Here is a 26,964-nt window from a genome sequence, read left to right as displayed (position 1 = left end):
CGGGTGCGGGACGGTCAGAATTAAAGGGGCGTCAGGCGAGCAGTTCGCCCGCCCGGTCAGGCCCAAATGCGGCTATCAGTGCAGCCTCAATGGTCGTGAAAAGCTCATCATCTGACTGAAGATGCACCGCATCCGACCACATGCGGCGCAGGCGAACGGACTGGTTGTTGAGCATAGTGTCCATGATCACCGCCTCAGCTTCGCTCGATCGACGCCAGATATCGGCTTTGTAAACGACGCGCGGAGGAGCGGGGATCTCGGGCGGGGGTGGCTCAAACGGCAGATCGTCCCCTAACAGGGCTGCGGCCTCAACCGCGTCGCTCCAATAGACCTCATCCGTCGGTATGACGTGATACGGCAGGCCGTCGAAGTTAGCTACAAATGTTCCGTCAGGTCGCCGGTAAGTCAATGTGATCATGTGATATTCCAGCAGAAGCCGTACCAAACACACCCTGCTACGCCAGAAGTAACGCTTGTGCCACCAGCGGCGACGCCTGCGACAACACCGTTGCGCAAGTAGCCCGTCGCGTTTTCAACCCCGAAGACAAAATATGCGTAAGTGCCCCCAGAGGGTAGGGTAGCCGGTTGTCCGACGCCGATTGTGAAAGCTGACCAGATACCCCGACCGACTGCAACTTGAGGGCGTGGCGCAGCAAGAATGGCGGCAAGTGCTGCATCCTGGTTTGCCGCAGCGAGCAGTGGACGCGCAAAAGGAGCCAGGTCCGTAAGCGCGGCTGCTCCCGCTCCAGTGAAGTAGGCCAGTTTATTGGCTGCGCTAGTCAGACCTGCGATCGCCGTGAGATCCGGGTCAAGCGGTTGGTATAGAAGATCGTTGTCCCCCTTGCTCCTCAACTCCACTACGCCGGCACCCTTGCGGACAAACAAACGACCGTCAGCGGTGTTGACGCCGATCTCACCCGGAGAGAGGTTGGCCGCTGTGGGAGCGACCCCGGCGGAGGTTGAAACCTTGTGCTTGAGGGTCACTGCCATCAGAACGTACCGCCGTCCAGAACCACGCCGTCAATCGTTCCGCCTGTGATGGCGACGCTATTGGCGGCCTGCGTTGCCATAGAGCCGAGACCCAAGTTGGTGCGTGCCGTCGCGGCATTTGTCAGGTCAGACAGGTTGCTCGCCTTCGCCAACTTTCCGGCAATCGAAGCGGTGACGGTCGCCGCGAAATTTGGGTCGTTTCCGAGCGCGTCCGCCAACTCCTTCAGGGTGTCGAAGGACGTGCCTACGCCATTGAGCAGGCCGTCAATCACGGCCTTAACGAACGCCGTCGTCGCGATCTGCGTGTTGTTGGTCGCTGTCGCGGCGGTCGGCGCGGTCGGCGTGCCTGTAAGCGCAGGGCTGGCGAGCGGGGCTTTCGCGTTGAGCGCCGTTTGCGTGGCGCTGCTGATAGGCTTGTTGGCGTCGGACGTGTTGTCCGCGTTACCAAGGCCAACGTCTGATTTTGTGACCACGCCCCACGCTGGCGCAGCGCCGGCGCTGGACCCGGATTTCAGGTACTTGTTGACATCGCCCGCCGCCGTCGCCGGAACGTGCCGGTCCCCGTCCGTCGTCGGGTGAACGTAATTGTTCGCGCCCCCGGCAATGCCATCCAGCTTCGTCTTGTCGGCGGCAGACATAAAGCCGGCGGCGGCGGTGGTCGCGTTGTCGTGGCCGTGCGGGGATGGCGGGAAGGTCGAAGGCTTGCCCTGAACTCCGCTCCACGGAACCTGATCGGCAGCGTTCGCCGCGTCCACCTTTCCGTCGTTGTTCGTGTCGTAGACTGACTTCATCATGTCGCCGCCACCAGCACTGCCGACAGCGCTGTCGACATAGGTCTTGGTGGCGAACGTGCCGCTGCCTCCAATCGGGATGGCAGACGTTGCGTTCCCGTCCCCGTCGTCGCCAAAGCCGATGTAGAGAGTGCTGTCGGCCTCGTTGAAAGCGGGCTCACCGCTCAGCAGCGAGGACGGCGCACCTACTGCGCCGCCAGACGCCCGCCTGCGAACCTTGATCGCGCCAGTAACCTGAACCGACATCAGAAAAACCCTCCATTGATTACAATCGGGATTTCAGGCGACAGTGCGCCATCCCTGCCAGCTGGCCCCTGCGGCCCTGCGCTCACGAGCTCGATGACTTGTGTGGTTTGTTGGATGATCTCCGGCGGGCCAGCGCTAGGGGATACGTCCAGGATCTCCAGCAGCCCAGTGACGATCTCAACCTCAGTCGCCATTGGGATAGTCCTTGCCGATCAGCGTCCCGGTCATGATGGGATATTGCGCCCCATCTGGTTCACGGCGCTCAATGCTATATGGCGTGAGGCGACCGGCGCGGACGCGGCGGCTGTCGGTCAAGGACGGGGCCCAGACGATGAGGCCGGTGTCGTCCATCGCCAAACCGCCATCTGAGAGCCTGGCCGATAGAACGCCGTCCACGACGGTGGCCGTCAGGATCAGATCGTGACCGGTGAGATCCTGCATCGTCCCGTCAGGGTTCTTCAGGCGCATCTGGATCACCGGGGCGTTGCTGCCCCGGTAAACGGCAAAATCCCGCTTGGCGGGGGATGCTGGGCGCATGGGTGGCTCCAACAAAAATCCCGCCGAAGGGGCGGGTGGAAACGGTCAGGGTTGTTGGCGGTCACGCTGGCCAAGGCCAGTCATCGATCTCTTGCACCGTCGTGACATCGCCCTCGGCAATCATGCTGGCGATCTCCGCCTCGGCCGCAAAACAGGCGTCGACATGAGCCAGCACCGCATCGCTGATGGCGATGATCTGTGCTGCCCCGAGAGACACGAATGATCCATCGGCGCCCTTCCAGCCGACCGAATACTCAGGGTCAGCGTCTGCCTTGATCCGGGCCCCCATGATCATTGTCTTGGAGCGGTCATCGGTCGCTACCGGCACGCCGGCAACAATGATGCCACCGGTTTCAACATTCCAACGCTTGTTGGCCGCGTAGGCGTAAAGGTCCGGCTCATCGGTTGGCATATCACCAGCCGGTGACCATTCATCACCGTCCACCGTCCAGCCCACGCCGGCGTTTCCGGGTCCGAATGCAAACACCGCCCCATCAGGGGCGTCCAGGGCATCGCCGTCCCAGACAATGCGACGCCCATCATGGGCAAGCGACGCGCCGTCCGGGACGACAATCGCGTTGATGGCCTTGCCATCTGACACCACAAGGATCGTATCGGTCATGCGCCGTACTCCAGAATTATCAGGACGCCAGACGTAGCCGCACCGCCAACAGCTGGCCCACCGCCAGCAGCGATGGCCACGCCGCCGCCGCCGCCGCCATATCCAACAGCAGCCGAGCCGTTGTTATTGGCCGACGTTCCTCGGCCAGTGCCATAGGGGGTCGATCCGCCGGGTCCGCAGTAGATGCCGGCGACCGTGACGCTGAGTGCGGTTGCATAGCCGGGGGTGATGCCTTGCAGCTGTGAGATATTAGCGCCCGTTGCTGGCAATGAGACCGATCCATTGCCGTTTGTTGCCGGGGCCGTGGTTCCATTGAACATCAGCCCGCCTTCGCCACCCGGCAGAACGAGCAGCGTCCCGAGCGACGTGGTCCCTCCTGTGCCGCCTGATGCTCCAGCCGCGACGGCCCCCGCTGCCCCGATGGTCACGGGTTTGCTGGCTCCAATATCCGCAGCGGTGAAGCGGGCGCGCCCCGACGTGGCCCCGCCTCCGGGAGATCCCAACGAAACCGTGCCAGCAGCCGGGTTATTGGAGCCAGCGCCCCCTCCGCCGCCCCCGCAGCCCTCAACCAGACAAAAGGTCATGCCGGGGGTCGGGGTATAAGTTCCGGATGCGGTGAAAACCTGAATGTTGATCAGACGCCCGGCGGAACTCGGAGCGACTCCAGCCAACTGCCAAGCCGTACCAGTACAGACAAGTTCAACAATGCGGCCAGCTGGCAGGTCGCCTCCCAATAGTGTTGACCCGTTCTGGCGCACTACCGGCAGGGCAGCGAGGCCGCTCACCGCGAGTGTCGCTGCACCGGTGTTCGATGCCCCCACAAGCAGCCTGAGAGGCATCCCCGCCAAGGTTGCATTGCTGGCCGGTACGGGATCGAGCGTAACCGTAAGGGCGTTAGCGCTGCCGCCGGCTGCACGGTAGTTGAGAGCCTGGGAGCGGACGGCCTGGCTGACCTGCGTGAGGTCGGCATCGCTTGGCGTCAGCCCAGATTTCGCGATCAGCGCGTGCATCTCGCGCAACGGCTGTTCGAATGCCGCGGCGCTAGGGATTGAGCCCTGGGTCCCGGTTGTTGGATTGCCGTTGACCCATGACGCATTTGCGTCGCCGCCGTTGTTGAACGGAGGTTGATATTTCATGCGATTTGTCCGTGAGGTTGCGCGGCCTCAGAGAGGGGCGGCGTCGCTATAGTCGAATACGACTTCAGTGTGGGCCGGCTTATAGCGGCGCAGCACACAATCCAGATCGGTGGCCAGCGCGATGCGGACCATCGGGTCGATGCCAGCCTGACCGCCACCGTTACCAGTGCGGAACCACGTCACGCGAAGGGCGGTGATCCGCACCCGCCAGACGAAGCGGATTTCAGGTGGGCCGACTTCCCACCGCCAGTCGCCGAATGCGTCGCGCGTGTCGCCACAGGCGCTCACGCCCGCCATAAAGGGGGCATGTTCGGTGATGCGGATTTGGTAGCCCAGGGAGGCGGCCAGATCGAGGAAGAACGGGCGCGACTGGCCGCCTTCAGTCGTCATCTTCGACACAAGGGCCCGCTGCCGATCGGCGATGGTAAGTGGCTCGGCAACGCACGGGTCAGGCAAGCCCCACGCGCGCTCCCAATCGGCGAGGATTTCCAACGCTGCGCGCGGGTCGCTCTCGCGCTCCAACAGGTCCGCCGCTCGGCTGTCGAGGATGCCCCACGTCTCCGCCAGCCCGCGAAGAAGCTGCATCAGAACGGTGCCGGGGTCGCGGGGCCAGGCCCGACCGCGCGGCAGGAGTGCCGCAAACGCCTCAGCGTAGTCAGCGCCGCCGCGCCTTACATGCCGGTCTACGTCCATGTGATGGTCCCCATGGTCGCCATGTGGCCGGGTGTCGGCATCGGATGATCGGACATCGTCAGATCAAAACTCACGACGCCGGGTGTCTCCAGGATCGCGGCGCTCACCCATTCCCGGTGGATTGTTCGAGCTGGCTGGCTGACGCCGTTCTCTGCATAAGCCGGCGCCGCACGCTCACGGATCATCGCCGCAACGTTCGCAGTGACCGCTGCCCGTGTGGCCGCATCGTTCGGGACCATGTCCGCGACTGCGAAATCAATCGGCTCCAGTATCGGGGCGAGGACGAACAGGTCTTTAACTGCCATCGGGCGAACCGTGTCCAGGTAGGCTTGAACATCGGCAATATCTCCAGTCAGCGGCAGGCCGGTCGGCGGGCGCAACCCGTCCATCATGAACCGCACAGTGACCGTTCCCATCCCCATTTCGAGGGGCGAGGCCCACGCGCGGGTCACGCCTGGCACCGCCAGGGCCCACTGGACATAGTCGTCAGCGCTGCCGCCCATCGGCGGCTTGCGGATCCGCAGCAAGACCCGCGTCCGCAGGTCATCGTCGCTCTCGGGGTCCGTGCCGCCCTCGATCACAACCACCGTCGCCACACCGTCCACCCCATCGGTCGCGGTGGAGATGGCGAGGCGATCGCCAGCGGAGCGGTTGGCGGCCGCGCCTGCGGTCAGCGCCTGCACAGCCACATTTGTTGCGCCGACGCCGAGCGTCACCGCCGCGAGCGTCTCATACTCGATGTCGCCGCTTGCCCAGCGGGCGCCGGCAGGCAGGACGACGCCAGGGGTTCCAGTGACATTCGCGACACCAGCGGCAAAGGTCGCAGGCTTGCGCCCGCCCAGCCAGATTTGGGCGTGGCGGTCAAGCCATTCGGTCTCCGCCGTGTCGGGCATGAGATTGTTGGCCAGCCAAGCCAGATATTGGAATTGCAGGGCGGCCAAGCCGGCATTGCTGTCAGATAGGACCCGCAGGACTGAGTTTGGAATGGAGGCGTCAGCGCCAGGCAAAAAGGCCGCGATGTGGTCGCGCGCCTGCCGGCGCAGGTCGCCAAGGGAGTGGATGGGGAAGGGCATTCGTCAGACCTTGATCCCGGACCAGAGGTCCGCAAAGCGGAGTTGAATGGCTGGCAAGGGGCCGCGATAAAGCGTCGCGCGAACGTCGATCTGCCCGATGTCAGTGCGTGTGGCTTCCACATCCACATGGGTGGCGATCTGGCGCTCAACGAACGGACGTAGGGCCTCGCGGACGTAGGTTTCTGCTCTGGCGATGGTGGAGCCGTCGCGGGATGCGGAGCCGGTGATCTTGGCCCGCTCCAGAAGCCATAGGCGGGTCCCGATGGGCCAGCCGTCCCATATCACTTCGGCGTCGAGATCCGCCCACCAGCCGCGGCGGTCATCATCGTCAAGACCGGGGAGAGTATCGTCGGGTAGGGCGAGACGGTCGGTGCCGAGAGCGACAACGACCGCCGTGGCTAGTTCCTGGGAGGTGTCCAACGCGCCCGCTGGCGTGAGCAGCAAGTCAAGCGTGACGGCCTCTCCAGAAACCACCTGAACAAGGCGGGCGTCCATCAGTCGGCGAACAGGTTGGTGGAAGCGGCGTCGTTGGCGAGTTTCACTGGCTGGCTCCCGTTTCCGATATTGACGCGGCTTGGCAGCACCGTGAGGGCCATGCCGCCTACGGTCGCCCGTATCTGCCCGTCGGAGACCGTCAGCGTGGCATTGCCCACAGTGACCGTGAGCGGCTTGTTGGATGCGCCGCCGGTGATGACGATGCCGCCGCGGCCGATTTTGATTTGCTGGCCCTGGTCGTCATAGAGGGTTGTCTCGCCCGGCTGGGCGTTCTTTGGCCGGTGGCGCCTGTCGGCTGTCGCGATGGCCACCGGATGATCAGCCGAGCCGCCGATGTTGGCCATCAGCACCTCGGCGTGTTTTCCGTCCTGCGGCGCGAGCGGGACGCTGTAAATCCCATACGGTTGCCAGTGCTCCACGTCGGAGATTTTCTCACCGAAGCGGCCCCGAACCGTCATGGTTTGCATCTTTTTCCCGTCGTCCGCCGAGACGAACGTGCCCCGAAAGACGCCGGTATAGGCGCGGCGCGCGCCGTCTCCATCTCTGGCGCTCATCAGGCATCCGCCTCCGGTTTCGCCGGCTGCGAGCCGGGGTTGTAGGGGTCGGCCTGCCCGATATAGCTGGGGTTTACCAGTTCCATGGCGGCCCGGTTCACCAGTTCAAGGGTGGTGGTGGTGCCAGATCTGGCGTCCTGGGCGAAGGTGACGCCCCAGACATAGAGGTCCATTTCGCCATCCTGGGTGGGGAACAGCGTCGGCGACTTCACCGTGACCTGCTCGCCGAAGTCCCATAGCCCCGAGCCGTCGGGCTTGAGCCAGCCGGCAAGAACGATCTGGACCCGGAGGCTCGCGGCCGCCAGCGCGGCGGCCTCCATGTTCACACGGGCCTGCGTTTCCTTCTGGTCTGCAGCGCCCTCGGCGAGCACGATGCGCTTGCCGCCCTTGATCTCGCTGGACACTTCGGCCTTGGACGAAACCTCGGCGGCTTGCTTGCCGAACAGGCTGTCTGAGCCGGGCTGCTGAGATCGGCCGATGATGCCGTCAACCGCCGGGTCATCGATGAGGCAAGAGCCAGCGACGATGTTGACGCCTTCCTCGATCAGGAACTTGCTCTCCGATCGCCCGGGCTTGCCGGCGACCACCGTTCCGTCGGCTTCGCAGGTCAGCCAGAGGCCGCGGCGCTTGGCCAGGCGGGTGAGATAGTCCCAGACGGTTTCGCCATACTGCGGCATGGCGCGCCGGAATGGCTCTTTCGCGCCTTCAGGGGCCTTCCCCATTTTGAATTGCAGGCCGTATTGGCCGAGCGTCTTGCGAGCGACGGCGTCAAAGGTGACGTTCTTTTGCTCACGAGGCTCAACGGACACGTCCATGAATGGCGCAGCCTTGCTGTAGCCATCGATTTGGATGCCGTGGCGGTTGGCATCAAAAGCCACCTGGCGGCATTTGACATAGCCCTCTTTGATCACAAGCTTTCCCGCGAGCGCCACGTCCACCCTGTCGCCAGGCTTGAGCCGCAGATCAGCGAGGGTCTTGCCCTTGGCGTCGCTGGGCTCCGCCACCGTCAGGCGAAAGGTCCGCATTGCATTCGTCTGGACGTTGAACTGCACCACGACAGCGGTCCAATCCCGATAGACGCCCGAGGACGCGCGGACCTCACAGATGAGTTCGCCGGCGGCGCCGGTCGGCTTCGCTGCCTTCTGGGGAGGGTTAGGAGTTGGGGCCATGGGTCACGCTGATAGGGCCCGGCCAGACGCCGGCATGAATAGGGGGTGGACAACGCGGTTTTCGTGGGCGAGCTCGTCGGCGCGTCCGCCGTCGCCATAGAGGCGGTTGGCCAGCCAAAGCGATGGCTGACGAACGGGCAGTTGGTAGGGGACGATTTGGGGCAGGGGGCGCGCCCTGGCAGACAAGTCACGGATGGCAGCGCCATGTACAGCCAGAAGCGCCCGGTAGGCGACATGATCGCCTAGATCCGACGCGGCCAGCTCGGCGGCCTCGAAGCCAGCGTTCAGTTGTGCCCGGTAGTTGTCGACCTGCTCGCGGCTCACAAACTCGGTGCTGGCGACGAGATAGGCCTGCCAGATCAGCGTCAACTGGATGAAGCTGGTCAACACCACAACAGCGGGCCAGCCGGTGGGGGTCATGCCGAGCGCCACGGCTCTCATGCGACCGAAGCCCGCGACGTCCACACCTGCATTGAGGGCATAGACCATGCAATCTCCCAGTTCGGTGATTGCAGTTGCCTGGCTGATGGCGGCTTCCGCCCGCGCAGCCAATGAGCCAACAGCCTGTCGCAGCGATGCGCCCGGCTCCCCCGACTGGTCTGCGGCGGCAGCGGTGAGGGCGGGCAAGAGTGATCGCAGAATGGCTGCGGCTTCCTTGAGTTCAGAGCTCTTCATCCGACCCCCGTCCCGCCGCCAGAGAGGCGCGCATCGCCGTTTTTCTTGATGGTGTCCGCCGCACCTTCCGCGCTGCCTTCAAGAGCGCGCTGAGTGCTCTCAGTTGCGCGACTGGCCATGGGGGAGCCGGCCTCAACGAAGGTGATGTCGAACATCGCCATGCCGCCGACCTCGCGGCGTTCGGTGCGGTTGCTCGTCTCGCAAACAACCTCGATCTCTCCCATCGTCGGGTGGACCAGGAGGCCGGCGCCCTCCGAGTTGAGCGCTTCCTCCAAGGCGTCCGCCTGCGCCAAATAGTCGGCGCCGATCACATAGCAGGTGATGCCGAAGCGCTTGGCGCGGCGGCCCATGTCCTCGGTGTACGGCTTGTCTCGCTTGGGGAACTCGAACACCGCCGCCCGGCGCCCGCCGAGCCTGCCGCCCGTTTCCACCTTGAACTCGACGCCCCGGAAGGAACCGGGGCGCAAACGGTTGCGCCATTCCATTGGTGGCTCCTCGAAAAATCGGTCGACTTACCGCATGGACAGTAGCTTGGAAGGGGTGCAATCTCGGAGGCAATAACTTTCTGATAACGAACTATGTATAGTTTCTGAATTAATCCGAGCTTACGTTGAAAACTGTCTCTTATAAGGATGGGGGGTGGCATTCCTGTGATGGTATGCATCAATCGGTTTAGTATAATTGCCAAGTGTTTTATTGTCTCATTCGCTTTTGTAGCGACAGTATGGCCTGCCGAAGCGCTCGCACGTGAGCAATCTAAAGAGGCTGCAGCAAAATCTAAGGGTGGTCGCGTTCTTGGTGTTTTTGGAGATTGGTCTGTCCACGTCGTGGGCCGGAACAAGAATCGAACGTGCTACGCGGTTTCGCAGCCCCAGGCGCGGCTCCCACCGGGCTTGGTCCGCGACCCGGCATTCCTCTTTGTGACTTTGCGATCATCGCAGCATTCGAGTGGCGAAATAAGCTGGCGCCTGGGATATCCCGCAAAACGTGGAGTAGGCCCTTATATGGCAGTCGGCCGGTTCAAAGCCGCAGTCGCCGCCCGTGGTGAGAATGCGTGGCTCCGATACCTCGCACAACACGACGATGCAGTTGCGGCGATGAAGAAAGGTTCCACGCTCGTCCTTAGAACACGGTCACAGCGGGGAAATGATCTCAGGGACGAGTATTCATTGCGCGGTTTTACGAAAGCTCTCCGGCTCGCGAGAAAACACTGCAGTTGAAATTGCCTACGTCGCTCGGGCGCTCATATATCAAACCCTTCACTTGTCATTTGCGTCTTGCCCGCGTGTAGCTTCACGTCCTTGAACATGCCGTCCATGGACGTGCGGGCCCGGTAATTAGGGGAAGGCAGGCCGTTGATGTCGATCGTAAGCCGCGCTGAACCTTCCACCTTGGCCGGGTTCTGAAGCCCACCGGCCGCGCGGGCCGCCCGCTGCATCATTTCATCGCCGGCCCTGAACCTCTGATCCCACGGGAACGGATAGTTTTGGTTCTTCTCCTTGGCGTACACGTCACCAGAGAAGCCGTTGCCGGCGACCACCGTTTGGTCTGGCCCGATCCGCAGCGCATTGGCAACGGCATGGGATCTGCGGTTGACGATCTTCGGGCGCTCAAAGTCGCTGGTGAGGGTGTTGGTGTCGATTTCCAGATTGCCGGTGCCCTTCCCAAACAGGATGTTCCTGGTTGGCCCCCATCGTCCCGAGGCGGCACGGTGCGCCATCTCGCGCATCTGTCCTTCGGCAGAGTTCCGCGCGTAGCCGTTGGCGTCCAGCCAGCGGAACATATCCGTCCGGCGACCCTTGCCCGGCGTAGGATCGCGGGCCCCGTAGATCCCGAAGCCGGTTCCACCATCGTGGCTCTTGTTCGGATCAAGGCCGCTTTCCATCTGGGCTTGACCCACCAAGTGCGCGGCCGCAGTCCGCAAGTGCTCCTCGGGGATGCCTTCACGCCGCAACTGGTCCATGGCCCAGGCCATCATCTGTCCGGTCCGCGCCGCACCGCGTGTACCGCGCCCTTCGCCGCGCGGGGTATTCACTGCTCCGGACTGGATCGCCGCGCTGTTGGCCGCGTCTACGTTTTGGCGTGCGCTGCGCCGGAAGTCGGCCCACGCTTTCATCCCGCCGAACGCGCCGCCGCCGCCCATGCCGCTATCGTACCCACCGAAGGCGGCTGTATGGATCAGGCCACCGCCGCCGAAGCCACTGCCACCAAATGACTGCTTTTGGATGGTCGCGCCTTGCTCTCGCAGCTTCACCAGTTCGTCGGTGAGGCGCTTGATCTCGTCCTGCAGCTTGTCGCGCTGGGCAATCGCTCCCTCTCTGGCTCCAGCCGAGAACCGCCCGCCGTCGATGCTCTCGTTCAGCTTGTCCAGTTGCTGTTTGAGGGCGGACAGACGATCGGATGCCGCGGCGTCGGCCTTCCCCTGAGATCCGGCGAGAGGCGCGCCGTAGGCGTTGGGCGCGAGGCTCACGATGGGCTTGCCACCGTTCAACGCCTTCCCGAAGCCGAGGTAGTCGCCGCTCTGCCAGGCCTTGCCGGCCGCGTTGAGGCCGTCGAGCAGGTCTTTTGCGTCGCGAAGAAAGGTCAGCAGCGCGCCGCCGACCGGCTTCTCCCATGTCTCGATCAGCTTGGCCGACGTTTCCAGAAGCGGGCCCATGGAATTGACCCGGACCTTTTCCATGGCGTCGGCCATGCGGTCCATCGCTTCATTGAACTTTGCCGCCGCTCGCTCCGCGCCAGCCGGCATGGTCCCGATGCGTTGCTGAACAGCATCAAACTGGGCGCGCCACTTGGGGCCGAGATCCGCAATTATCTTGCTAAAGTCGTCGGTCCCTAAGGCATTGCGCAAAAAGTCCTGGCGGCGCTTTGGATTGCTGATCCGGGAAGCGCCGTCCAGAACCTTATCGATGTATTCGTCGACATCCTTCGACCCGACAAGGCTCTCGGCGAGGTTGAACTCGCCGCGTGACCGCAGGTCCTGGTAGAGCCCGCCGATGCGTCGGCGTATCTGGTCGAAGTTGTCAGCCGCCCCCTGGGCGTTGCTGCGCACCTGGTCAGCGGTGACGCCGTAGCGCCGACCGATGGCCTCCAAGGTGCGCAGCTTTTCCACCGTTACGCCAGTTTCACGACCGAAAAGGCTCATGTCGCGGGCGCCCAGGGCGAAGTTGCGGACGCCGATCGCCGCGGTAGCGATAGCCGTCCCGACGCTCAGGGACGCAATGCCCAGCCCCTGAAAGATGGGTGTGAGCGACGCTACCTCTTTGGACACGTTGACGACGCTGCCCTCGACGCGCTTCCAGTCGGCGTTGAGGGTCTTGATGCCCGAGGTCTTGGACACCTGTTGCATTTGGTTGCGCAGCTTCGCCAGCGGCGCCGTGAAACCGTCGGTTACGGAGACCGGGATGCTGAGGTTATTCGCCATCGTCAGAACTGGCTTTCATGCGGCCCATAATCTCACTTGTCCGCATGATGATCTGCATGCGGATGTGCGAGGGCATGGCGTCGGGCGGTAACGAAAATGGCCAGCATTTAAAGACGAGGCCGAGTTGGATGGCCTCGTCCAGCGCCTGGTCTAGCTGGCCACGCTCGCGAAAAAACGGGAGAGTTTCCCGCTCAGTCTGATCCCCTCAACGCCGGGGAGTTTCTTGACCTTCGGCGGTGGCCAACCAGACAGTTCGGCAACGAGGCTGAACAGCTGCTCGGCGTTCATGGTGCCGTCGAGCACGCCATGCTGGATGAGGTCGCCGGTCGTAGGCTCCCGCAAAGTGATGGATCGCTCGCGGTCCCCCAACACGTCCACCTCCTGGGCGAACGTATGGGTGTAGGGGAATACGATTTCGTCAGAACTCATAGCATTCCGCCCCTTCCCAACGGACGCGGACGCTGCCTTCCGCCGTGTTGATCTCGCGCACGCCGGCGGTGAAGGCCTCGCGCAAGACATAGGTTTTGCCGTTGGCCAGTTCCGCCGTCACGGTTTCGTTCGTCATGCCCTGAAGTTCCTCGATCGAGACTTCAGGCAAGGTGGTGACATCGCCCTCGATGGAGGGAACGCGCGGCATCTCCGAATAGCCGTGGAACCCATCCTGCCCGGCGATGCCCGTCCGCTCGACGTTGGTCGGCGTAACGGTGAAGTTTCCCCGCAGAGGGAACTGCCGCCCGTTGACCTTGATGAATGCAATGCCTGCAACTCGCGCCATTGCCCGTCCTCCTTATGCCGCGAACTGCAAGCGGAACTGCGCCTGGACGTTGAACCGGCGAAGCTGGTTGATGAGATCCGGCGGGTAGAGACACTCAAGCGTGTTCGGCTCCGTCGAAGATCGCTGGACGATGAGGGCATCCTTGAAGGCGGTCACGTTCTCAACGAGCCCGTCGTATTCCATGCGCCCGTACTCGGCGATCAGTTCGGCCTTGACGATCTTTGGCGTCACAATGGCCTGCCCGGCGCCGAAGCGGGTGCCGTCGTTGGCCAGTTTGTGCCGGGGATACTTGTTGCTGATGCTCTGACGGAGCCGGGTGAAAATCTCGTCCAGCGTGGCGAGCGTGGTCGCGACCTCAAAGGCGTTGTCCGGCTGGCCAAGGCTGTTGCGCTGGTAACTGGACTGCTCGCGGAGGATCTGCGGGACCCCGCCGGTGTTGCCATCGATATTCGTGCCCTGGATGGACAGGCCGACCTTTGCCAGAGCATTCAGCTGGGTCTTGCTGAAGCGGCCGGCGATCGCGGCCGGCAGGACGCCGTCAAGGGTCAGGGTCTGCAGCGGGCGCGCCGGATCGATGGTGAAGGCGCGCGCGGCCTGCGCTGCGTATGCCGCTGCCCATTCCCACACAGGGGAGGGTGATCCGACCTCTACCGCCATCGGGTGGATAAACGGCGAGTTGTTCGTGCCGCCCCATGTCACGAGGTTGGCGTAGGTGTCGCGCTTGGCCGTGAAAATCTGGCCATAGCTCTGCCGCATCCAGCCCCAACGCCCGTTGTCGCCGAAACCGTACTCAGTCGCCCAGGCCCCAAGGGAACCGGTGTCGGTGTCAGGGAGGGCCACGAATTTATACGGCGCGTCGCCGAGGTTGGCGATGGCCGACGACCAGTCAGGAACGCCTGTGCCAGAGGCGAGGTTGCCCGAGCCGGAATAGGTGAGCACCAGCCCCGTGGGGCGTGTCTCGCCGCCGTACATGCCGAGGTAACTGTCCGACATGGTGATGTCGTTGCCGGACAGCCCCTTCCACTTGGCTGTCAGCGTGACCACGTTCGTGGCCGCTGCCGCCGTCACCGGCAGGTTGGTCGCGGCGCTGATTGCTGCGGCGATCTTGGTCGCGGCGGTTGCCGTCGTCTCCGAGCTCGTCAGGCCGACCGCTACGCGCTGACCAGCGATGTACAGATAGAGGGTGCCCGCCGCCGTCGGCGCCGAAGTCACGGTGATGGTACCGCTGGCCGCGACGCCGCCCGACGGCTCCGCGACAGGAAGGGCAAACAGCGGTGACGAGCGGTTGATCCGGAACCACACGGCGAACATACGGGCCAGCATCGAGCCCGCGCCGAACAGCGCGTCAGCATCAGCTTGGGTTCCAACGGCGATCGGAACATTAGCCGGCGCCGAGCCGGTGGAGAGCTTGATGCCCGGAAGCAAGCCAAACTTCAGATTGACGGGGGCGCCGGCCTGACTGGGGTCGACCTCGATCGAGGTCCCCGGCAGCTTGTAATCCGGCGGGATCTGGTTGAACGAAACCATGGGTCAGCGATCCTTCCGTAGGGGCTTGGTGTCGTCCGCCGGCGGCTGCTCCTGGCTTTTGGGCAGATCGGCGATGATGCGGATCGCGCCTTCATCGCGGAGCCGCCAGGTGAAAGCGTCGGCCGGCCATTTCTCAGTGATCGGCAGGCCGGACGGCTGGTGAGTGAGCGCGCGATAGCGCTCGTCCGTCGCCTCGACGGCGACGAGCGTTGTGCTGTCCATGGATTGCTCCGTTGAGGGTCAGGCCTGGTCGATGACCGTCGTGATGGCCGGGGTGTTCTCGTCGTGGCCATATGGCCGCGTCGTCAGGGTGGTGCGGCTATAGTCATCCGGCACCACAGGCTCCCATCGCGTGCGATACTGGACGACCAGCTCCGTGATGGATCGGCCAAACCACCTTTCGCCCTCGCGGGGCAGGGACTGTGTCGTGTCGGAGGACAGGACGCCTTCAATAAGGCTCAGCCAGTCGGGCGATGTGAGCAGTGCGCTCAGAACCGCCTGCTCTCGCGCCGCAAGGGCGTTTTGCAACTGCTCGCGCTTGTTGCGCTGCAGCTTGATGTCGAGCACCAGCGTCAGCTCATTGATGAAATGCGGCTCGCCAGACCAGGCGTCGCCGTCGGCGCGCATCGTCTCCCGCGCCGCCCATATCATGAGCGATGGCAGTTGGTCGTCCGGCTCGATGTCCTCTGGGTTGATGTGGACGAACCGGAACAGATCAATGGGCGCAAGGATGTCGCGCGCGGCGTCACGGACCTGGATAGCCGTCGGGGTCATCAACGTGTTCCTTCAGTATCCAGACCTGCAGGCCCATGCCGTCGGCGTCACCCGTGTCTTCGATCTCGAATGTCCGACCATCGAGGAAGCCCGAGGGGAGTTGCACATTGCTGAGCAGATCTCCCCTTGCCGCCTGAAGGTCGCCGATCTCCGACACGCGAACGCCGAACGTGTAGCCGTCGGCACGGAGCATATCGCCATGGTCGCCCATGATGTCCTCGCCGACCATTTTGAACACGCCCCGAACTACGCGGGGTGGTGAGCCAGGAGCGGAAACGAGGGGCATCAGAAGCGCGGGATAGGCGAATGCATCCATGCACGGCCCCAGCACTAGCGCGTCGAAGTCAACGGCCATGGTCAGTCGTCCCGATCGGCACCCGAATCGGCGTCCGGGTCATCTGCGCCGTCCCCATCTTCGGGGTCATCGCCGCTATCGTCCGATCCGTCGTCACCAATCTCAGACCCCGCGTCGGGGTCCGCACTGGTTCTGCGGCGGCGCTTCCGGCGCTCGGGCTGCGATGTAAGATCATCTTCAATGACCTCTCGCGTTTTGCGGCGCGCCGCGCCGACCGCGATAAGCTCCGCCCCCTCGCTGTCGGGCACCTCGAGCTCTTCGCCCGGCAGATACTGGGTCCGTCGGGATACCTTGAGGGCCGAGCTGTAAACGCCACGACGGATTGTGTTGATGGCAATCAGCTTCATGGTCAGAGCACCTTCGCGGACAGGCTGGCGTTGACCCGATAAGGCACGACCAGCGGCGCGGACTGCATCAGCAGGTAGCGGACAGACGGGTCAGGCTGGACCCAGCTTTTCTGGTAGTAATCCAGCGCCTGGAAGCCTGCGCCCTCATCCTTGATCGCTCCGAAGTGACGGACGCCCTCAAGCCCGGTTCGCGAAGCCATCACCAGGTGACCGTCCGGGATGAACTTCTGGGTGGCGCCGGCGTCGTCGGTATAGGTCTCCGTGTAGACCCACAGATTGAAGTCGCCGAGGCTGCCCTTGTAGGTAGCGCCGTCACGGCTCACGTCCGGGCCGAGGTTCAGGTTGGTGCGGCTGTCCAGCCCCGCGCTCCTGTCGAGGAGGTCACGCACAGCCTGCTTACCCCGCAAGGCGCGCCAGACGTTCTCCGCCATGACAACGTCTACGGCGTTTGCGCCGCTCTTGTCGCGGATGAGCCCGGAAAAGTCTTCGAGGTCGCCGAGCGGGTCACTGGCGTTGTCGCTCCACAGGTCGGTGCTGGTGAGCGTGACCTTCAGTGCAGCGTCGCGCCCGAAGTTCACGACGCTGGTCGGATACTTCTCGCCGGAGACCGTCACGGACCCGTTGAGCATGATCTGCGCGGCCATCCATTCAAGGCGGCGGTTGATCATTTCAACCTGGTCAACCGTATCCTGGGCGAGCAGGCGCGCCCGGCGCGCCATGGCGTCGAGCGGCGCGCCGATGGGTTCGCCTGGCGCACGGCGTACCGGGCGGCCGTCTTCATAGACGCGCTTGTCCTTGATGTAAGCCGGCTTGAACGATTTGGTCACATAGCCCTGGTGGTGAACCACCTGGCCTTCAACCAGAGGGCTGACGAACGGGGCCAGGCGCGGCTTGCCTGTCAGAACGTCAAAGAAGATTTCTTCCTGGTTGGAGACGCTGGTCTCAGGAAAAAAGGTGTTGAGCAGGAACAGGCTCGGCGCCGACGCCTTGAGGTCCTGCACGACGCGGTTCAGAACCGCAGGCGAAAAGATGTCCATGGATGAACCTCAGAGGGTGGCGTTCTGGAGTTTGATGCCCACGTCCCACAGGGCTTCGCGGACGCTCGCGGCGGTGTGGCCTGCGCCGAGTGTCAACAGCGTCTCGTCAAAGACACCGCCGAAGTAGGCGACCGTGACCTTGTCGGCGGCGCTCGCATCGGTGTCCTCGGCCAAAATCACAGACGGGGTTTGGGAACCGTCAGAGGAAGCGGAAGCGCTCAACGTGTACTTTCCGCCCGACGTGATCTTGCCGAGCACCGCGCCGCGCTTCAGGTTCTGGCCGGAAACGAGCGTAATGGATCGGCTCTGGAGGTTGTCCTCGCCGACGATGAGGGCGTCCTGTGCGAGCTCCGTGCCCGCAGTGCTGAAGCTGGCTGCCATGATCAGGCGCTCCTCTGATTGGGTTTGAAGCTGGCGACGACGCTTGCCGCGAGCGCCTCCGGGCTGTTGGGGTCGATGCCGCTGGCGTCGGGGCCGACTTGCGGATTCGCGACAGCGCCCATGGCGGCTTCAAAGCGGTTGCCAGCTGCGGTGGCCTTGGGTGACTTGCCCAGCACCGCGACAGCCGCCTCGGCGGTCATGTCGGTGTCGAATGCCAGATGATGGGCCAGTTCCTCGCGGCCCTTGGCGTCGTCGCTGCCGAGGATCGCCTTGCAGCGAGCCTGCATCTCTGTGGCGCCAGACTTCATGCCTTCGGCGTGGCCTTTGGTGTGTCCTTCGGCTGCGCCCTCCGCCCGGCCTTCGGCGCGCGCGGCATCGATGGCGGCCGCGCTGGCGGCCGTCTTGTCCAGGTTGGACATTTCGTCGTCTCCATGTGTTGGGGATACTTCGGCGGCGAAGGCCGCAATGGCGTCGTCCAGCGAGCCGACGTTGTCGGCCAGCCGGGCGGGCAGTGCTTCCTGGGCGGAATAGGTCAGCGCTTCGGTGGCGCGCACCGCGCTTTCGTCCAGCCCCCGGTTTCTCGCCACCGTGGCGACGAAAAGGTCATACATGCCGTCGATCCGGCTCTGTATTCTGGCCTTCACATCGTCCGGAAGCGGGGCGAAGGCGTTGCCATCAACCTTGTGTTTGCCGGCGTGAATGAAGGTGATTTTTACGCCGCCATCTTCCAGCGCCCGCGACACATCCATGTGCATCGTCACGACGCCGATCGAGCCAACGCCGCCGGTTCTGGTGACAGTGATCTGGTCCGCCGCCGACGCAATGGAATAGGCTGCGGAATAGGCGCTCTCAGCTGCGAGCGCCCGGGTGGGTTTCTGCCCGCGCGCTGCAAATATCCGGTCCACCAGGTCGAAGTTTCCGGCGACCTCGCCGCCGGGGCTGTCAACGACAAAGGCAATGGCACGGACATTCCCGTCATCCATGCCGCGCTGGAAGGCGCGCCAGATATAGTCGTAGCCCGTGGCCCAGGAGCCGAAAGCATAGGGGAAGTCGTTGAGCAGCACGCCCTTGACCGGAATGTGGAGGATGCCGTTCCGCACCACGTAGGGCCGGAACTGGGCGCGCCAGTCGCCCGCCTCATACCAGAAGTCGTCTTCCATCTGGGTGACGGCTTGGGCATCGCGCTGCTGGAACTGCGCCCATTCAGCTGAGGCGCGCTCAAGGCACGCCTGGAAGCGGTCCAGCATCAGCGGGGCGAGCATTGCCGGCGCCGATGCGAACCGGGCGAGGAAGTGGTTACGCATCCGCTCCGTCCTGTTGGTTGGCGCTCTCGGCCTTGTCCTCGGCCTCAATTTCTGCGTCGATTTGTGCGCGGTCTGTCGCGACAGCGTTCGGCGGCCACGGCAGGCCGTTGGCCTCGTACTGATCGCGCCGGTAGGCCTGCTCCCTGGCTTCCTGTTCAATCTGCTCGCGCCAGTCGCGCCCCTGCTCGCCGCATTCGTCAGCAAGAGTTGAGACGCCGGTATTGAGACGGATTTCTGCGGCGCGCGCTTCCTTGAATGGATCGATCCAGCCGCGGCCGGCGAAGATCCATTTGCAGCGGGTCCATGCCACCTGGTTGCCGTAGTAGTCGGCGGGGGTGCAGTCCGGGATCAGCCCGCGTTGGACTGCTTCTTCAAACCAGAGGTCGAAGATCGCGGTGCACCAGTGGTCGACGATGAACTGACGGACAGAGGCGAAATAACGCCACGCCTCCAACAGGGCCGCGCGCGCACTGGAGTAGTTGGTCTTCGAGAAGTCCCGGAAGACCAGCTCATAGGGCATGTTCAGACCGGCGCCGATTGAACGCAGGACAGTTGTCGTGAACGCCTCCAGCCCAGTTAGCTGCTGAGTAGGGGCGAACGGTTTCATGGATGTTCCCGGCGGCAGTGGAACAATAGCGCCGCCACGCATGGTGACGCGCCACTCATTGATGGCCGCCTGGTAATTTGCCATCGGCTTGTCGCCGCCACTGTCGAAGATCTCGTTGATCTGTTCGCTGTCGAGCGGCGTCTCCAATGCTGCGAATATCAGCGAGTTCAGGACGGCCAGCCTGAGCTGCTCCGTCATCATCTTGTCCTGCATGTTGAACAGGCGGGCGACGGACGTGATCACCGCCTTGCCGCGCGTCTGGCCGACACGCTCGCTTTCGAAAATGTGGAGCACCCGTCGGCGACCCCAGGGCATGTAGGCCGGTATGCGCTCCCACTGGCCGGCTGCTGCGCCTGGCATTGCGAAGCTGAACGTGTCGCCGGGGTGTGTCTTGCGGATGTGATAGGCGACGGCTTCAGTGGTCACCGGGTCCAGCTCGATCCCGCCTCGAAACAGCGGCGTATCGATCTTCCCCATCGGGTTCGACAGGCGTGCCGGGTCCACCAACTGGATGCAGGTGCGCCACCTCGATCCAGTGCGTCCCGTCCATAGGGGCAGGGCGAGGGCCTCGCCGGTCGCCGCGATCATCCGGGCTTGCAAGCGGGTCGAGACGTGGAAGTTGTAGCGCAAACCGCTGTCAAACCAGTCCGTGTCGGTGAAAGAGGCGAACAGGCTTTCCACCTGGGCAGACCAGCCCGCGACCCAATCCGCATCCTTGCCCAGCGCCACGCGGTCCGGACTGGGCTTGCAGGCGATGCGGGGCCCCACGACGTTGTCCACGAACGTGCGCTCCGCGCCTGCGGCTACGCCGTTGTTCCGCACCAGCCCATCAATGCGCCCGGAGATCGCGTCGATCTCCGGTAAAAGCGCGGCGTCTGGCGACAGGCGGAACGTCGGGGTGGTCGCCATATCGCGAGCCAGGATCGAGGCCGCCGCATGGGAGGTCTCGATGTCAGGCATGGACGCGACTTCGCGCCCGCGCCCGTTAATGCCGGGGCGGCCACGTTCCATCCATGATTTTTGCATTTCAGAACCCCAGCAGCATGGGCCCGCGTCGCCGGGGCTGGCCGGTTAGCGTGGCAATCTGCTTTTCCAGATCGGTGATGTAGGTCTGCAACTTCGCCATGTCGGCCTGGGTGTAGGAGACCGACTTGCCGTCATAGGAAACCGAGGCTTCCATCCGGCCGATTTTCAGCTTGTGCAGCGCCGTTTTGGCTTCAAGAAGCCACAGTTGCAGCGTCGCCAGATCCGCCATTGGTGAACCTCACAGATAGGGGTCAGAGGCGACGGCCAGTGGCTGCACGCGTGGTGGCGCGACTGGGGCGGGCGCCGGAGACGCGTCTGTGGGGGCGTCCGTCGCATACTCCAGCGTTTTCTCGATGCGCCGGGGCAGGGAGCGCCTGACGGCAAGCGAGCCCACGAAGGTGTCCAGCGCCTCGTTTCTGCGGCCTGAGGGCAGGGTCCACACGGCAACATTCTGCCCCATCTTCCGCTTGAGTTCGCGGCGTTCCGCCGTAAGCTGCGCGAAATAGCCGGGGCCGAAATCGTCATCGAGCGGGAAGTGGATAAAGCCCGGCTTACGCTCGCCAGGCTCTGGCATCTCAATCTTCAGGCGACCGTAGATCGCCTCCTTGGCCGCATCGACGCCCACGAGCCAGAGCTTCTCGTTCTTTTTCGATTTCGTGTGCAGCAGCGGCCAGATCGGTCGCCTGCCGGCCACGCCTTTACAGGGGTAGACCTTCAGGCCGCGATTGCGCCGTGCGAATGCATAGACCTGATCACCATGATGGCCGCCCGTGTCTATGCCAGAGGCAGATACGCGGAGGAGCCGCCCGTCACGGGTGCGGAACTTCTGGGCCAGCAATTGGCGCAAGGCCAGCCACGCTTCCGGCTGAGCCGGGTCGAGATGTGTGACCTCGTACTGAATGGCCCAGGATTCCTCGTCGGCGCCCCAGCCAACAAACTGGGTTTCCAGACGGTCGCCTTGCACGTCCGTGAATGCCGTGATGACTAGCACCCCTTCTGGAAGATCATCCGGGCCATAGGCCTCCCGGCGTTCCACGAGGTGGGTTCCATCGAAGGATTCCCGACCAACAGGCTTCCAGAGCTCGGCAAATCCGGTGTTCGTAACCTTCTTGAGCAGCTCAGGATTGCCCTGGGCGTCAACGAACTCCCTGACCAGGTCTCGCAGGCGATGTCTTGAAGACAGCCATTTGGGAATCTGAAAACTGGCGTGGCCGTCATACGGTGATAGCGCATCGCAGTGCATGCAAAGTGACCGGCCAGTTTCACTCCACTTCGCTGGCGCCTGTCTCTCGCCGCAGCAGTTGAAGGTCTTTGTCTGTCGCCAGCCATGGTCCGACAGGTCCGCCAGTGTGGCCAGGGCGGCGAGCCGGTCGGACTCGCTCCATACCGTGCCGCACCCTTCGGCCGCGCACATGATGCCGGCGGTATCCGCAAGGTGCTCGTCCTCTGAGCTTTTGCTCCAGGTGACTTGCGCCCACGTGATGACCTGACGGTGCCCGCAATGGGGGCAGGGGACGAAGCATTGCCGTTGATCGCCTGCCTTGTACTCGCGCCCGATGCGGGAGGTGTCCTCGTCGGTAGGTGAACAAACGCGAATGGACTTGGAGCGCCCAATGGCGCGATAGGTCGAAGCCCGTTCTTCAGCAAGCGCGAGCGGGTCGCCTTCATCTCCGGCGCTGGCAGGCCACTTGTCGATCTCGTCCCCGATGATGATACGCTTGGGTCTCGAAGCCAGGTCGGTTGGGGAGTTGGCGCCCACGAAGTCCAGGGACCCGCCAGGGAAGTCCTTGTGAATGATCGTGTTGCCGCTATCGCGTTTCGTCGATGGTGCGATCAGCTCGCGCAGCGCCGCCGAGGCTTCGACGGTTGGCTCAAAGCGTTCTTTCGAGAACGCTGCGGCTGCCCCCTGTGTTGGCTGCACGAAAAGGATCGAGGACGGGTCCTGATGGGTGTAATAGCCGGCGGCGTTCAGGCAGAGTTCGGTCTTCACGACCTGCGTCGCCGCCATGACCGTGACGGTGTGGGTGGCGCCGTCCGTGACCGCACGCATCGGCCCAAAGGCGATGGGCTGGGAGCGGGTCTTCCATTTTCCGGGTGTCGCGCTGTTTTTGACTGCAATCTGGCGATAGGTGTCAGCCCATTCGACCAGATCCATCAACGGCAATGGGCGCAGGACCGGAAGCGCGTTACGCAGCCTCTTCCGCAGCCAGAGCGCGCCCGGCGATACCGTCGGGGTCATGCAGTTCATGGAGTGCCTCGACGATGGCGGATCTAAGCTCCGCCTCAATTGTCGGCCCGTCCTTGCCGACGAGCGACGTGGCCACGGTTCCGGGTATGGACAGCAGCGTCTCTTTGAGAACCGAGAATATGCGCTCGACCTCTACGCCGACGGCTTCAACCAGAACCACTTCCCTGTTCTTGACCTGAAGCTCATGCCTGCGCAGCTCGCCGAGGTAATATTCCTTGGCGCGCTGGGATTGTGCGAGCGAGGGAATGAGCTTCCCGGAAGCATCGTAGACCGGTGTCGCCGGGTCAGCGGGTGCAAATTCGGCTTCCTGATACTCGTCTGCCTGAACGGAAGGGTCCGCATCGCTTGCAGCTGGAGGGGCAGGCGCTGCCGCAGCTGTTCCGCCCCGGTAAGTTGTGGGGCGCTGGCTCAGCAGGCGCTCGGTGGCGGCGACATCCACGCGGCCCGTTTCATCAAGGACGAGCCAGCCTTTCTGCTTCCAGAGCGTGACCGTCTTGCGTGAAACATTTCTGATCCGCGCAAACTCCGCCTGTGAAACATTTGCTCCGGCGTTACCCGTTACCATGACCAAGTTACCCCGTTACTGCGTTACCGGGTTTTGGTTACCTGCACGTAACAAAACATCGGGGTCCGAACCACCCGTGACCCCGACCCCCTAGGGTAAGGACCCATTTTTCGCTGTGAAACACCGCAAAATCGTTGATTCACAATCATTTTCTCCAAAGGTAACTCTACGTTTCACGAAATGGCTGGACGACGAAGGTGTGAAACATTCGCGAGATGGTGGGCGAGATAGTGAGCTCGAGATGGTAGCCCTCCGGCCCGCCCTTTGGCTGTCCTGTGCCCGGAACATCCCGCGTCGGCCTCACGTTGACACAGACACCCACCACTGAATTTCAGGAGGAAGGCATGTCCCTCAATGGACGCAAAATCGCAATTCTGCTCGCACCCAAGGGGACGGAGGAGCGAGAGTTCGCAGAACCACGGGCGGCTGTGACCGCGGCGGGCGCCCAGCTGACCGTGGTCGGACTGGAAGCGGGCGAGGGCTCAACAGTCAACAATGATTTGGAGCCAGGTGGGCGATATAAGGTTGACCAGCTTGTCAGCCAGGTAAGCGCCTCGGATTTCGATGGCCTCATCATCCCCGGCGGCTCGGTGGGCTCTGACAAGCTGCGCGGCAGCAAAGACGCCGTCTCGTTCGTCCATGCATTCTTTGAGCAGGGCAAGCCGGTGGGAGTTATTTGCCACGGCCCGTGGCTCCTGGTTGAGGCTGACGTGGTCAAGGGGCGGACACTGACCTCCTATCCCACTGTGGCCACTGATATCCGCAACGCTGGCGGCAACTGGGTGGACAAAGAGGTTGTCGTTGACCAAGGCTTGGTCACCAGCCGAAACCCGGACGATCTGCCGGCCTTCTGCCAGAAGATCGTAGAGGAGTTTGAAGAGGGGCGGCATCCCGCGCAAGCGCGAAGCGCCTGACATGGCGATAGCGGGGGCGGCTTGGGCATTTGAGGCACGCGACCGGTGAACATCTGCCCGCGGCAGCGGTTGACCTCTGACATGGAGGAGGCAATGCCATGACCGAACAGACCGAACGCAAGCCAAATGCCAAGCCAGCCGATAAGAAGCCCGCCGCGGCCTCGCACGTGAAGCCGTCCGGTGATCGGGACGAGCAACATGCTCGCAAGTCAGGTAGCGGCGCCGACAAGCCCAAGCGGGTCGACAAGAAGTGAAGGTATGGCTGGGGCCGCGCTCGTAGGGCGCGGCTTCGACAGCTGGTTGGGTGAGCTCCGTATAGTGCGCTCGCGATTACCGGCCTTTTGGCCTGCCATTGTCGTTCACGATGAAGCGGCTCCATGCCTCGATGAAGCGGCGATGGAAGCTTATCGGGATTACCCGCTGTGCCACCTGGTAATAAGGCAAGCGCGCCTTGTAGTTCGGCCGCTTCACAAATAGCAGCATGGGTACCGCCCACTTCGGCTGGCGAAGGTAAATGCCATCGGGGGCTTTGTTGTGCCCGCGCATGACGAAGTAATCCATATTTCGCTTGGGCTTGCGGGCTTTGGATTTGGCCGTTGTGTTCTGCATGCGGTCTGTCTGCGCGCCAAGGGCTGACAGGATGCGGACGATGTCTCCGCCCCTGACGTTGCCATGGGCATCGAGGGGCATGCGTTTCGACGGCACAACGAACTCGTGGGCTTCGAGGATGCTGGCGCGCTGTAGGACGCGCTCAAAGCCTTTGTGCCGGCGAGCGCCACCCTCGACTTGCGGGCCGAGGAACTTCCATGCGGGGACGCCCCCGAAGCCTTCTTTGAACTCCAGTGCGCCATTGAGTGGATCGGCCTTGCCGGATGGCCGGACCTGCAACGCGTTCAGTGCGTAGCGGGTAGGGCGGTCGAATACCTGCCGCATGGTGTCCTGCTCAGCGGCGCGGCCATCCTTCAGAGCCTGGTTGAGCGCCCACGAGACGGCGAACTGCACATTGCGGTCGGTCTTCCCGAATGCTTCTGCCTGCCGGCTGAACTCCCGGAAGTCGAACTTCAGTTCGATCATACTCACCCCAGACCGAGCTCGCGGGCTCTACATCCAAAAGGTGGCCCAGTCCGCGCTTTAAGCGGCCACGGCTATCCGAATTGAGTAAGCTCGGCAGTGGAAAATCTGGTTGCCGATGCCATTGGAATTAAATCAAATTCTCGTGTTGCCACAAGGCGGTCAGATCCGTCCGTCCGGCGACCCAGAGGAGGCCAGAATGGTGAAAACTGCCAAACCCCGCGCACGCGGCTTTGCCGCGATGTCCCCGGACAAGGTCAAAGAGATTGCAAGCATGGGCGGCCGATCCGTTCCTGCAGAGAAGCGCAGCTTCTCGCAGAACCGGCTACTGGCGTCAGAGGCCGGCACCCTCGGAGGGTCTTCCGTGCACTGGACCAAGCGGTCGTTCGCCCGGGACCGTGAACTTGCGCGAGAAGCGGGACGGCGGAATGGTAAGTTGCCTCCAGAAACGAAGGGGTTCGCTGAGTAATCGTGCGAACCGGCCGGCCCAGGCGCTCTGAGCCGGCCCCAATGGAAAGCGCCATCACCGCAGCCAACAAAAAACCCCGCCCGGATTGCTCCAGCGGGGCTTTGTTCAAGACGCACTTGTGTGTGGTGAATATGGGTCAATAGGGTTGGTGTGTCAAACGATATTTTTCCTTCGCGATTACAGTAGGTTACGAGCGATTATTTTTTGTGCATTAAGCGGTGTTTTCGCCCTTCGACCGATCACCGTCCACGGTGATACGGGTGCTGAGGGGGGTGTTGGGGCGTGAAATTCGAGCCTTTGGGAGAGGTTTTCTGCCAGCACGGCTAGGGCAGAGCGCCAGACGTGGTACTCAGCGCGGCCCGCAATCACGCTATCCCACGACGGACCAGCGACCCGCGCTCGTTTGCGACCGTGGGCGTCAACGCCACCCTGCGCCACCCTCCCACGTGTGCGCTGCACATCCGCATAGCACTCCGGCCTGTCACCATTGCGCGCATGCTGGATCACCAGCACCGATGTCACCATGCGCGACACCGGGCGTGCGCCGGTCCATTCGACGCGTCCGGAGAGGTTGGACACCCTGACCAGAGACAGGCCGCTGGCCATCTCCCTGACAGCCATTCCTGCCTCAGCAATCTCATGCGGCAGCCAGATGCGGACATCGCCGCGCGCTCCGGTCTCGCAGAACATGTCATCGAGCTGCAGAACCGCATCGTGGACGGTGAGGGCGTCGTCGGCAATCTTCGCGCCCATGCTGGCGAGCCAGCGACCGCTGGACTGCACCCTGACGCCCAAAGCCGCCACGCTGGTCATGTCGCAGGCAGAAAGGGCCGGGCCAGCCATATCCCGTGCCATCTGCGCCGCAAACCGGTCAACCCGCTGGACGCCGTAGGCCCAATGGAGCAGCGCCTCAATGTCGATCGTGGTCTTTGCCATGGTCCGTGCTCCGCCGCGATAGTTGCGAGGGACGCGCGATAGACAAATTCGTCCCTCGCGCCATCCAAGTTTTTGATATGTTTTCGTTATTTCGTTTGTTGCGAGGGTTGCGATAGACGATCTCTATAGTGCGTAAGAAAAAAGCCTTTAAAGCTACCCGCAGCCCCGTTTTGCATACACACGTAGCGCGCGACCCTCGCAACCCTCGCAGAAACTACGTAAGCCA

At 63.2% G+C, this 26,964-nt stretch carries 33 protein-coding genes; 3 read left to right on the top strand and 30 right to left on the bottom strand.

Annotation, left to right across the window (positions count from 1 at the left end; translation table 11 throughout):
- Positions 1–31 precede the first annotated feature (31 nt).
- From AC6A67_RS14855 to AC6A67_RS14720, 28 genes are all read right to left on the bottom strand, one after another.
- Entirely contained in the window at positions 32–418 is a 387-nt protein-coding gene (locus AC6A67_RS14855) for a hypothetical protein (RefSeq protein WP_498037332.1), read from the bottom strand.
- 571 nt (positions 419–989) lie between these two features.
- Entirely contained in the window at positions 990–2,027 is a 1,038-nt protein-coding gene (locus AC6A67_RS14850; RefSeq protein WP_498037331.1) for a hypothetical protein, read from the bottom strand.
- Positions 2,027–2,221 (bottom strand): hypothetical protein, encoded by a 195-nt coding sequence (locus tag AC6A67_RS14845; protein WP_498037330.1) that lies wholly within the window; start codon positions 2,219–2,221, stop codon positions 2,027–2,029. Before AC6A67_RS14845 ends, AC6A67_RS14850 begins: the two co-directional genes overlap by 1 nt.
- On the bottom strand, positions 2,211–2,564 hold the full coding sequence (locus AC6A67_RS14840; RefSeq protein WP_498037329.1) for a hypothetical protein: 354 nt from the start codon (positions 2,562–2,564) through the stop codon (positions 2,211–2,213). Before AC6A67_RS14840 ends, AC6A67_RS14845 begins: the two co-directional genes overlap by 11 nt.
- Positions 2,565–2,625: 61 nt before the next feature.
- Positions 2,626–3,186 carry a DUF4376 domain-containing protein gene (locus AC6A67_RS14835; RefSeq protein WP_498037328.1) on the bottom strand — a complete coding sequence of 187 codons (561 nt, stop codon included), beginning with the start codon at positions 3,184–3,186 and terminating at the stop codon, positions 2,626–2,628.
- Positions 3,183–4,322 (bottom strand): hypothetical protein, encoded by a 1,140-nt coding sequence (locus AC6A67_RS14830; RefSeq protein ID WP_498037327.1) that lies wholly within the window; start codon positions 4,320–4,322, stop codon positions 3,183–3,185. Before AC6A67_RS14830 ends, AC6A67_RS14835 begins: the two co-directional genes overlap by 4 nt.
- Before the next feature lie 27 nt (positions 4,323–4,349).
- On the bottom strand, positions 4,350–5,015 hold the full coding sequence (locus tag AC6A67_RS14825) for a YmfQ family protein (RefSeq protein WP_498037326.1): 666 nt from the start codon (positions 5,013–5,015) through the stop codon (positions 4,350–4,352).
- Positions 5,006–6,088, bottom strand: a complete 1,083-nt coding sequence (locus AC6A67_RS14820) for a baseplate J/gp47 family protein (protein WP_498037325.1) — start codon at positions 6,086–6,088, stop codon at positions 5,006–5,008. The genes AC6A67_RS14825 and AC6A67_RS14820 overlap by 10 nt, the downstream gene beginning before the upstream one ends.
- Positions 6,089–6,091: 3 nt before the next feature.
- Entirely contained in the window at positions 6,092–6,583 is a 492-nt protein-coding gene (locus tag AC6A67_RS14815; RefSeq protein ID WP_498037324.1) for a phage GP46 family protein, read from the bottom strand.
- Complete coding sequence (locus tag AC6A67_RS14810; RefSeq protein ID WP_498037323.1) at positions 6,583–7,137, bottom strand: phage baseplate assembly protein domain-containing protein; 555 nt, start codon at positions 7,135–7,137, stop codon at positions 6,583–6,585. The genes AC6A67_RS14815 and AC6A67_RS14810 overlap by 1 nt, the downstream gene beginning before the upstream one ends.
- Complete coding sequence (locus tag AC6A67_RS14805) at positions 7,137–8,192, bottom strand: hypothetical protein (protein ID WP_498037322.1); 1,056 nt, start codon at positions 8,190–8,192, stop codon at positions 7,137–7,139. Before AC6A67_RS14805 ends, AC6A67_RS14810 begins: the two co-directional genes overlap by 1 nt.
- A 117-nt stretch (positions 8,193–8,309) precedes the next feature.
- Positions 8,310–8,981: a hypothetical protein gene (locus tag AC6A67_RS14800; protein WP_498037321.1), complete on the bottom strand. Its 672-nt coding sequence runs from the start codon at positions 8,979–8,981 to the stop codon at positions 8,310–8,312.
- Positions 8,978–9,466 (bottom strand): DNA circularization N-terminal domain-containing protein, encoded by a 489-nt coding sequence (locus AC6A67_RS14795; protein ID WP_498037320.1) that lies wholly within the window; start codon positions 9,464–9,466, stop codon positions 8,978–8,980. Before AC6A67_RS14795 ends, AC6A67_RS14800 begins: the two co-directional genes overlap by 4 nt.
- A 758-nt stretch (positions 9,467–10,224) precedes the next feature.
- A complete protein-coding gene (locus AC6A67_RS14790; protein ID WP_498037319.1) occupies positions 10,225–12,402 on the bottom strand; it encodes a hypothetical protein in 2,178 nt (725 codons plus the stop codon).
- Between the two features lie 150 nt (positions 12,403–12,552).
- Positions 12,553–12,831 carry a phage tail assembly protein gene (locus AC6A67_RS14785; RefSeq protein ID WP_498037318.1) on the bottom strand — a complete coding sequence of 93 codons (279 nt, stop codon included), beginning with the start codon at positions 12,829–12,831 and terminating at the stop codon, positions 12,553–12,555.
- A complete protein-coding gene (locus AC6A67_RS14780) occupies positions 12,821–13,177 on the bottom strand; it encodes a phage tail tube protein (RefSeq protein ID WP_498037317.1) in 357 nt (118 codons plus the stop codon). Before AC6A67_RS14780 ends, AC6A67_RS14785 begins: the two co-directional genes overlap by 11 nt.
- 12 nt (positions 13,178–13,189) lie before the next feature.
- Entirely contained in the window at positions 13,190–14,704 is a 1,515-nt protein-coding gene (locus AC6A67_RS14775) for a phage tail sheath C-terminal domain-containing protein (RefSeq protein WP_498037316.1), read from the bottom strand.
- 3 nt (positions 14,705–14,707) lie between these two features.
- Entirely contained in the window at positions 14,708–14,926 is a 219-nt protein-coding gene (locus tag AC6A67_RS14770; RefSeq protein ID WP_498037315.1) for a hypothetical protein, read from the bottom strand.
- An 18-nt stretch (positions 14,927–14,944) separates the two neighbouring features.
- On the bottom strand, positions 14,945–15,478 hold the full coding sequence (locus AC6A67_RS14765) for a hypothetical protein (RefSeq protein WP_498037314.1): 534 nt from the start codon (positions 15,476–15,478) through the stop codon (positions 14,945–14,947).
- Positions 15,450–15,833 carry a head-tail joining protein gene (locus tag AC6A67_RS14760; protein WP_498037313.1) on the bottom strand — a complete coding sequence of 128 codons (384 nt, stop codon included), beginning with the start codon at positions 15,831–15,833 and terminating at the stop codon, positions 15,450–15,452. Before AC6A67_RS14760 ends, AC6A67_RS14765 begins: the two co-directional genes overlap by 29 nt.
- A gap of 2 nt (positions 15,834–15,835) precedes the next feature.
- Complete coding sequence (locus tag AC6A67_RS14755; RefSeq protein ID WP_498037312.1) at positions 15,836–16,180, bottom strand: hypothetical protein; 345 nt, start codon at positions 16,178–16,180, stop codon at positions 15,836–15,838.
- A gap of 2 nt (positions 16,181–16,182) precedes the next feature.
- Positions 16,183–17,217: a major capsid protein gene (locus AC6A67_RS14750; RefSeq protein ID WP_498037311.1), complete on the bottom strand. Its 1,035-nt coding sequence runs from the start codon at positions 17,215–17,217 to the stop codon at positions 16,183–16,185.
- Positions 17,218–17,226: 9 nt separating this feature from the next.
- Positions 17,227–17,598 carry a head decoration protein gene (locus tag AC6A67_RS14745; RefSeq protein ID WP_498037310.1) on the bottom strand — a complete coding sequence of 124 codons (372 nt, stop codon included), beginning with the start codon at positions 17,596–17,598 and terminating at the stop codon, positions 17,227–17,229.
- Between the two features lie 2 nt (positions 17,599–17,600).
- Positions 17,601–18,902 (bottom strand): S49 family peptidase, encoded by a 1,302-nt coding sequence (locus AC6A67_RS14740; RefSeq protein ID WP_498037309.1) that lies wholly within the window; start codon positions 18,900–18,902, stop codon positions 17,601–17,603.
- Positions 18,895–20,469 (bottom strand): phage portal protein, encoded by a 1,575-nt coding sequence (locus AC6A67_RS14735; protein ID WP_498037308.1) that lies wholly within the window; start codon positions 20,467–20,469, stop codon positions 18,895–18,897. The genes AC6A67_RS14740 and AC6A67_RS14735 overlap by 8 nt, the downstream gene beginning before the upstream one ends.
- A gap of 67 nt (positions 20,470–20,536) precedes the next feature.
- Positions 20,537–20,764, bottom strand: coding sequence for a phage head-tail joining protein (locus AC6A67_RS14730; protein ID WP_498037307.1), 228 nt, complete (start codon positions 20,762–20,764; stop codon positions 20,537–20,539).
- 9 nt (positions 20,765–20,773) lie between these two features.
- Positions 20,774–22,783 (bottom strand): phage terminase large subunit family protein, encoded by a 2,010-nt coding sequence (locus AC6A67_RS14725; RefSeq protein WP_498037306.1) that lies wholly within the window; start codon positions 22,781–22,783, stop codon positions 20,774–20,776.
- Positions 22,722–23,348 carry a hypothetical protein gene (locus AC6A67_RS14720; RefSeq protein WP_498037305.1) on the bottom strand — a complete coding sequence of 209 codons (627 nt, stop codon included), beginning with the start codon at positions 23,346–23,348 and terminating at the stop codon, positions 22,722–22,724. The genes AC6A67_RS14725 and AC6A67_RS14720 overlap by 62 nt, the downstream gene beginning before the upstream one ends.
- 344 nt (positions 23,349–23,692) lie before the next feature.
- Between AC6A67_RS14720 and AC6A67_RS14715 the strand changes: the two genes are divergently transcribed.
- Together AC6A67_RS14715 and AC6A67_RS14710 are read left to right on the top strand one after the other, a co-directional pair.
- Complete coding sequence (locus tag AC6A67_RS14715) at positions 23,693–24,262, top strand: type 1 glutamine amidotransferase domain-containing protein (RefSeq protein WP_498037304.1); 570 nt, start codon at positions 23,693–23,695, stop codon at positions 24,260–24,262.
- A 98-nt stretch (positions 24,263–24,360) separates the two neighbouring features.
- Positions 24,361–24,516, top strand: a complete 156-nt coding sequence (locus tag AC6A67_RS14710) for a hypothetical protein (protein ID WP_498037303.1) — start codon at positions 24,361–24,363, stop codon at positions 24,514–24,516.
- Between the two features lie 76 nt (positions 24,517–24,592).
- On the opposite strand, the gene AC6A67_RS14705 is transcribed toward AC6A67_RS14710, so the two are convergent.
- A complete protein-coding gene (locus AC6A67_RS14705) occupies positions 24,593–25,336 on the bottom strand; it encodes a hypothetical protein (RefSeq protein ID WP_498037302.1) in 744 nt (247 codons plus the stop codon).
- 115 nt (positions 25,337–25,451) lie between these two features.
- On the opposite strand from AC6A67_RS14705, the gene AC6A67_RS14700 reads away from it, so the two are divergent.
- Entirely contained in the window at positions 25,452–25,802 is a 351-nt protein-coding gene (locus tag AC6A67_RS14700; protein ID WP_498037351.1) for a con-10 family general stress protein, read from the top strand.
- 177 nt (positions 25,803–25,979) lie between these two features.
- Here the strand turns inward: AC6A67_RS14700 and AC6A67_RS14695 are convergent, their stop codons facing one another.
- Positions 25,980–26,738, bottom strand: a complete 759-nt coding sequence (locus AC6A67_RS14695; RefSeq protein WP_498037301.1) for a hypothetical protein — start codon at positions 26,736–26,738, stop codon at positions 25,980–25,982.
- Positions 26,739–26,964: the final 226 nt, after the last annotated feature.

It is taken from the genome of Camelimonas sp. FR25 (genome assembly GCF_059740505.1).
The sequence above is the reverse complement of the archived record's forward strand: the minus strand, read 5'-3'. Positions and strand labels throughout refer to the sequence as shown.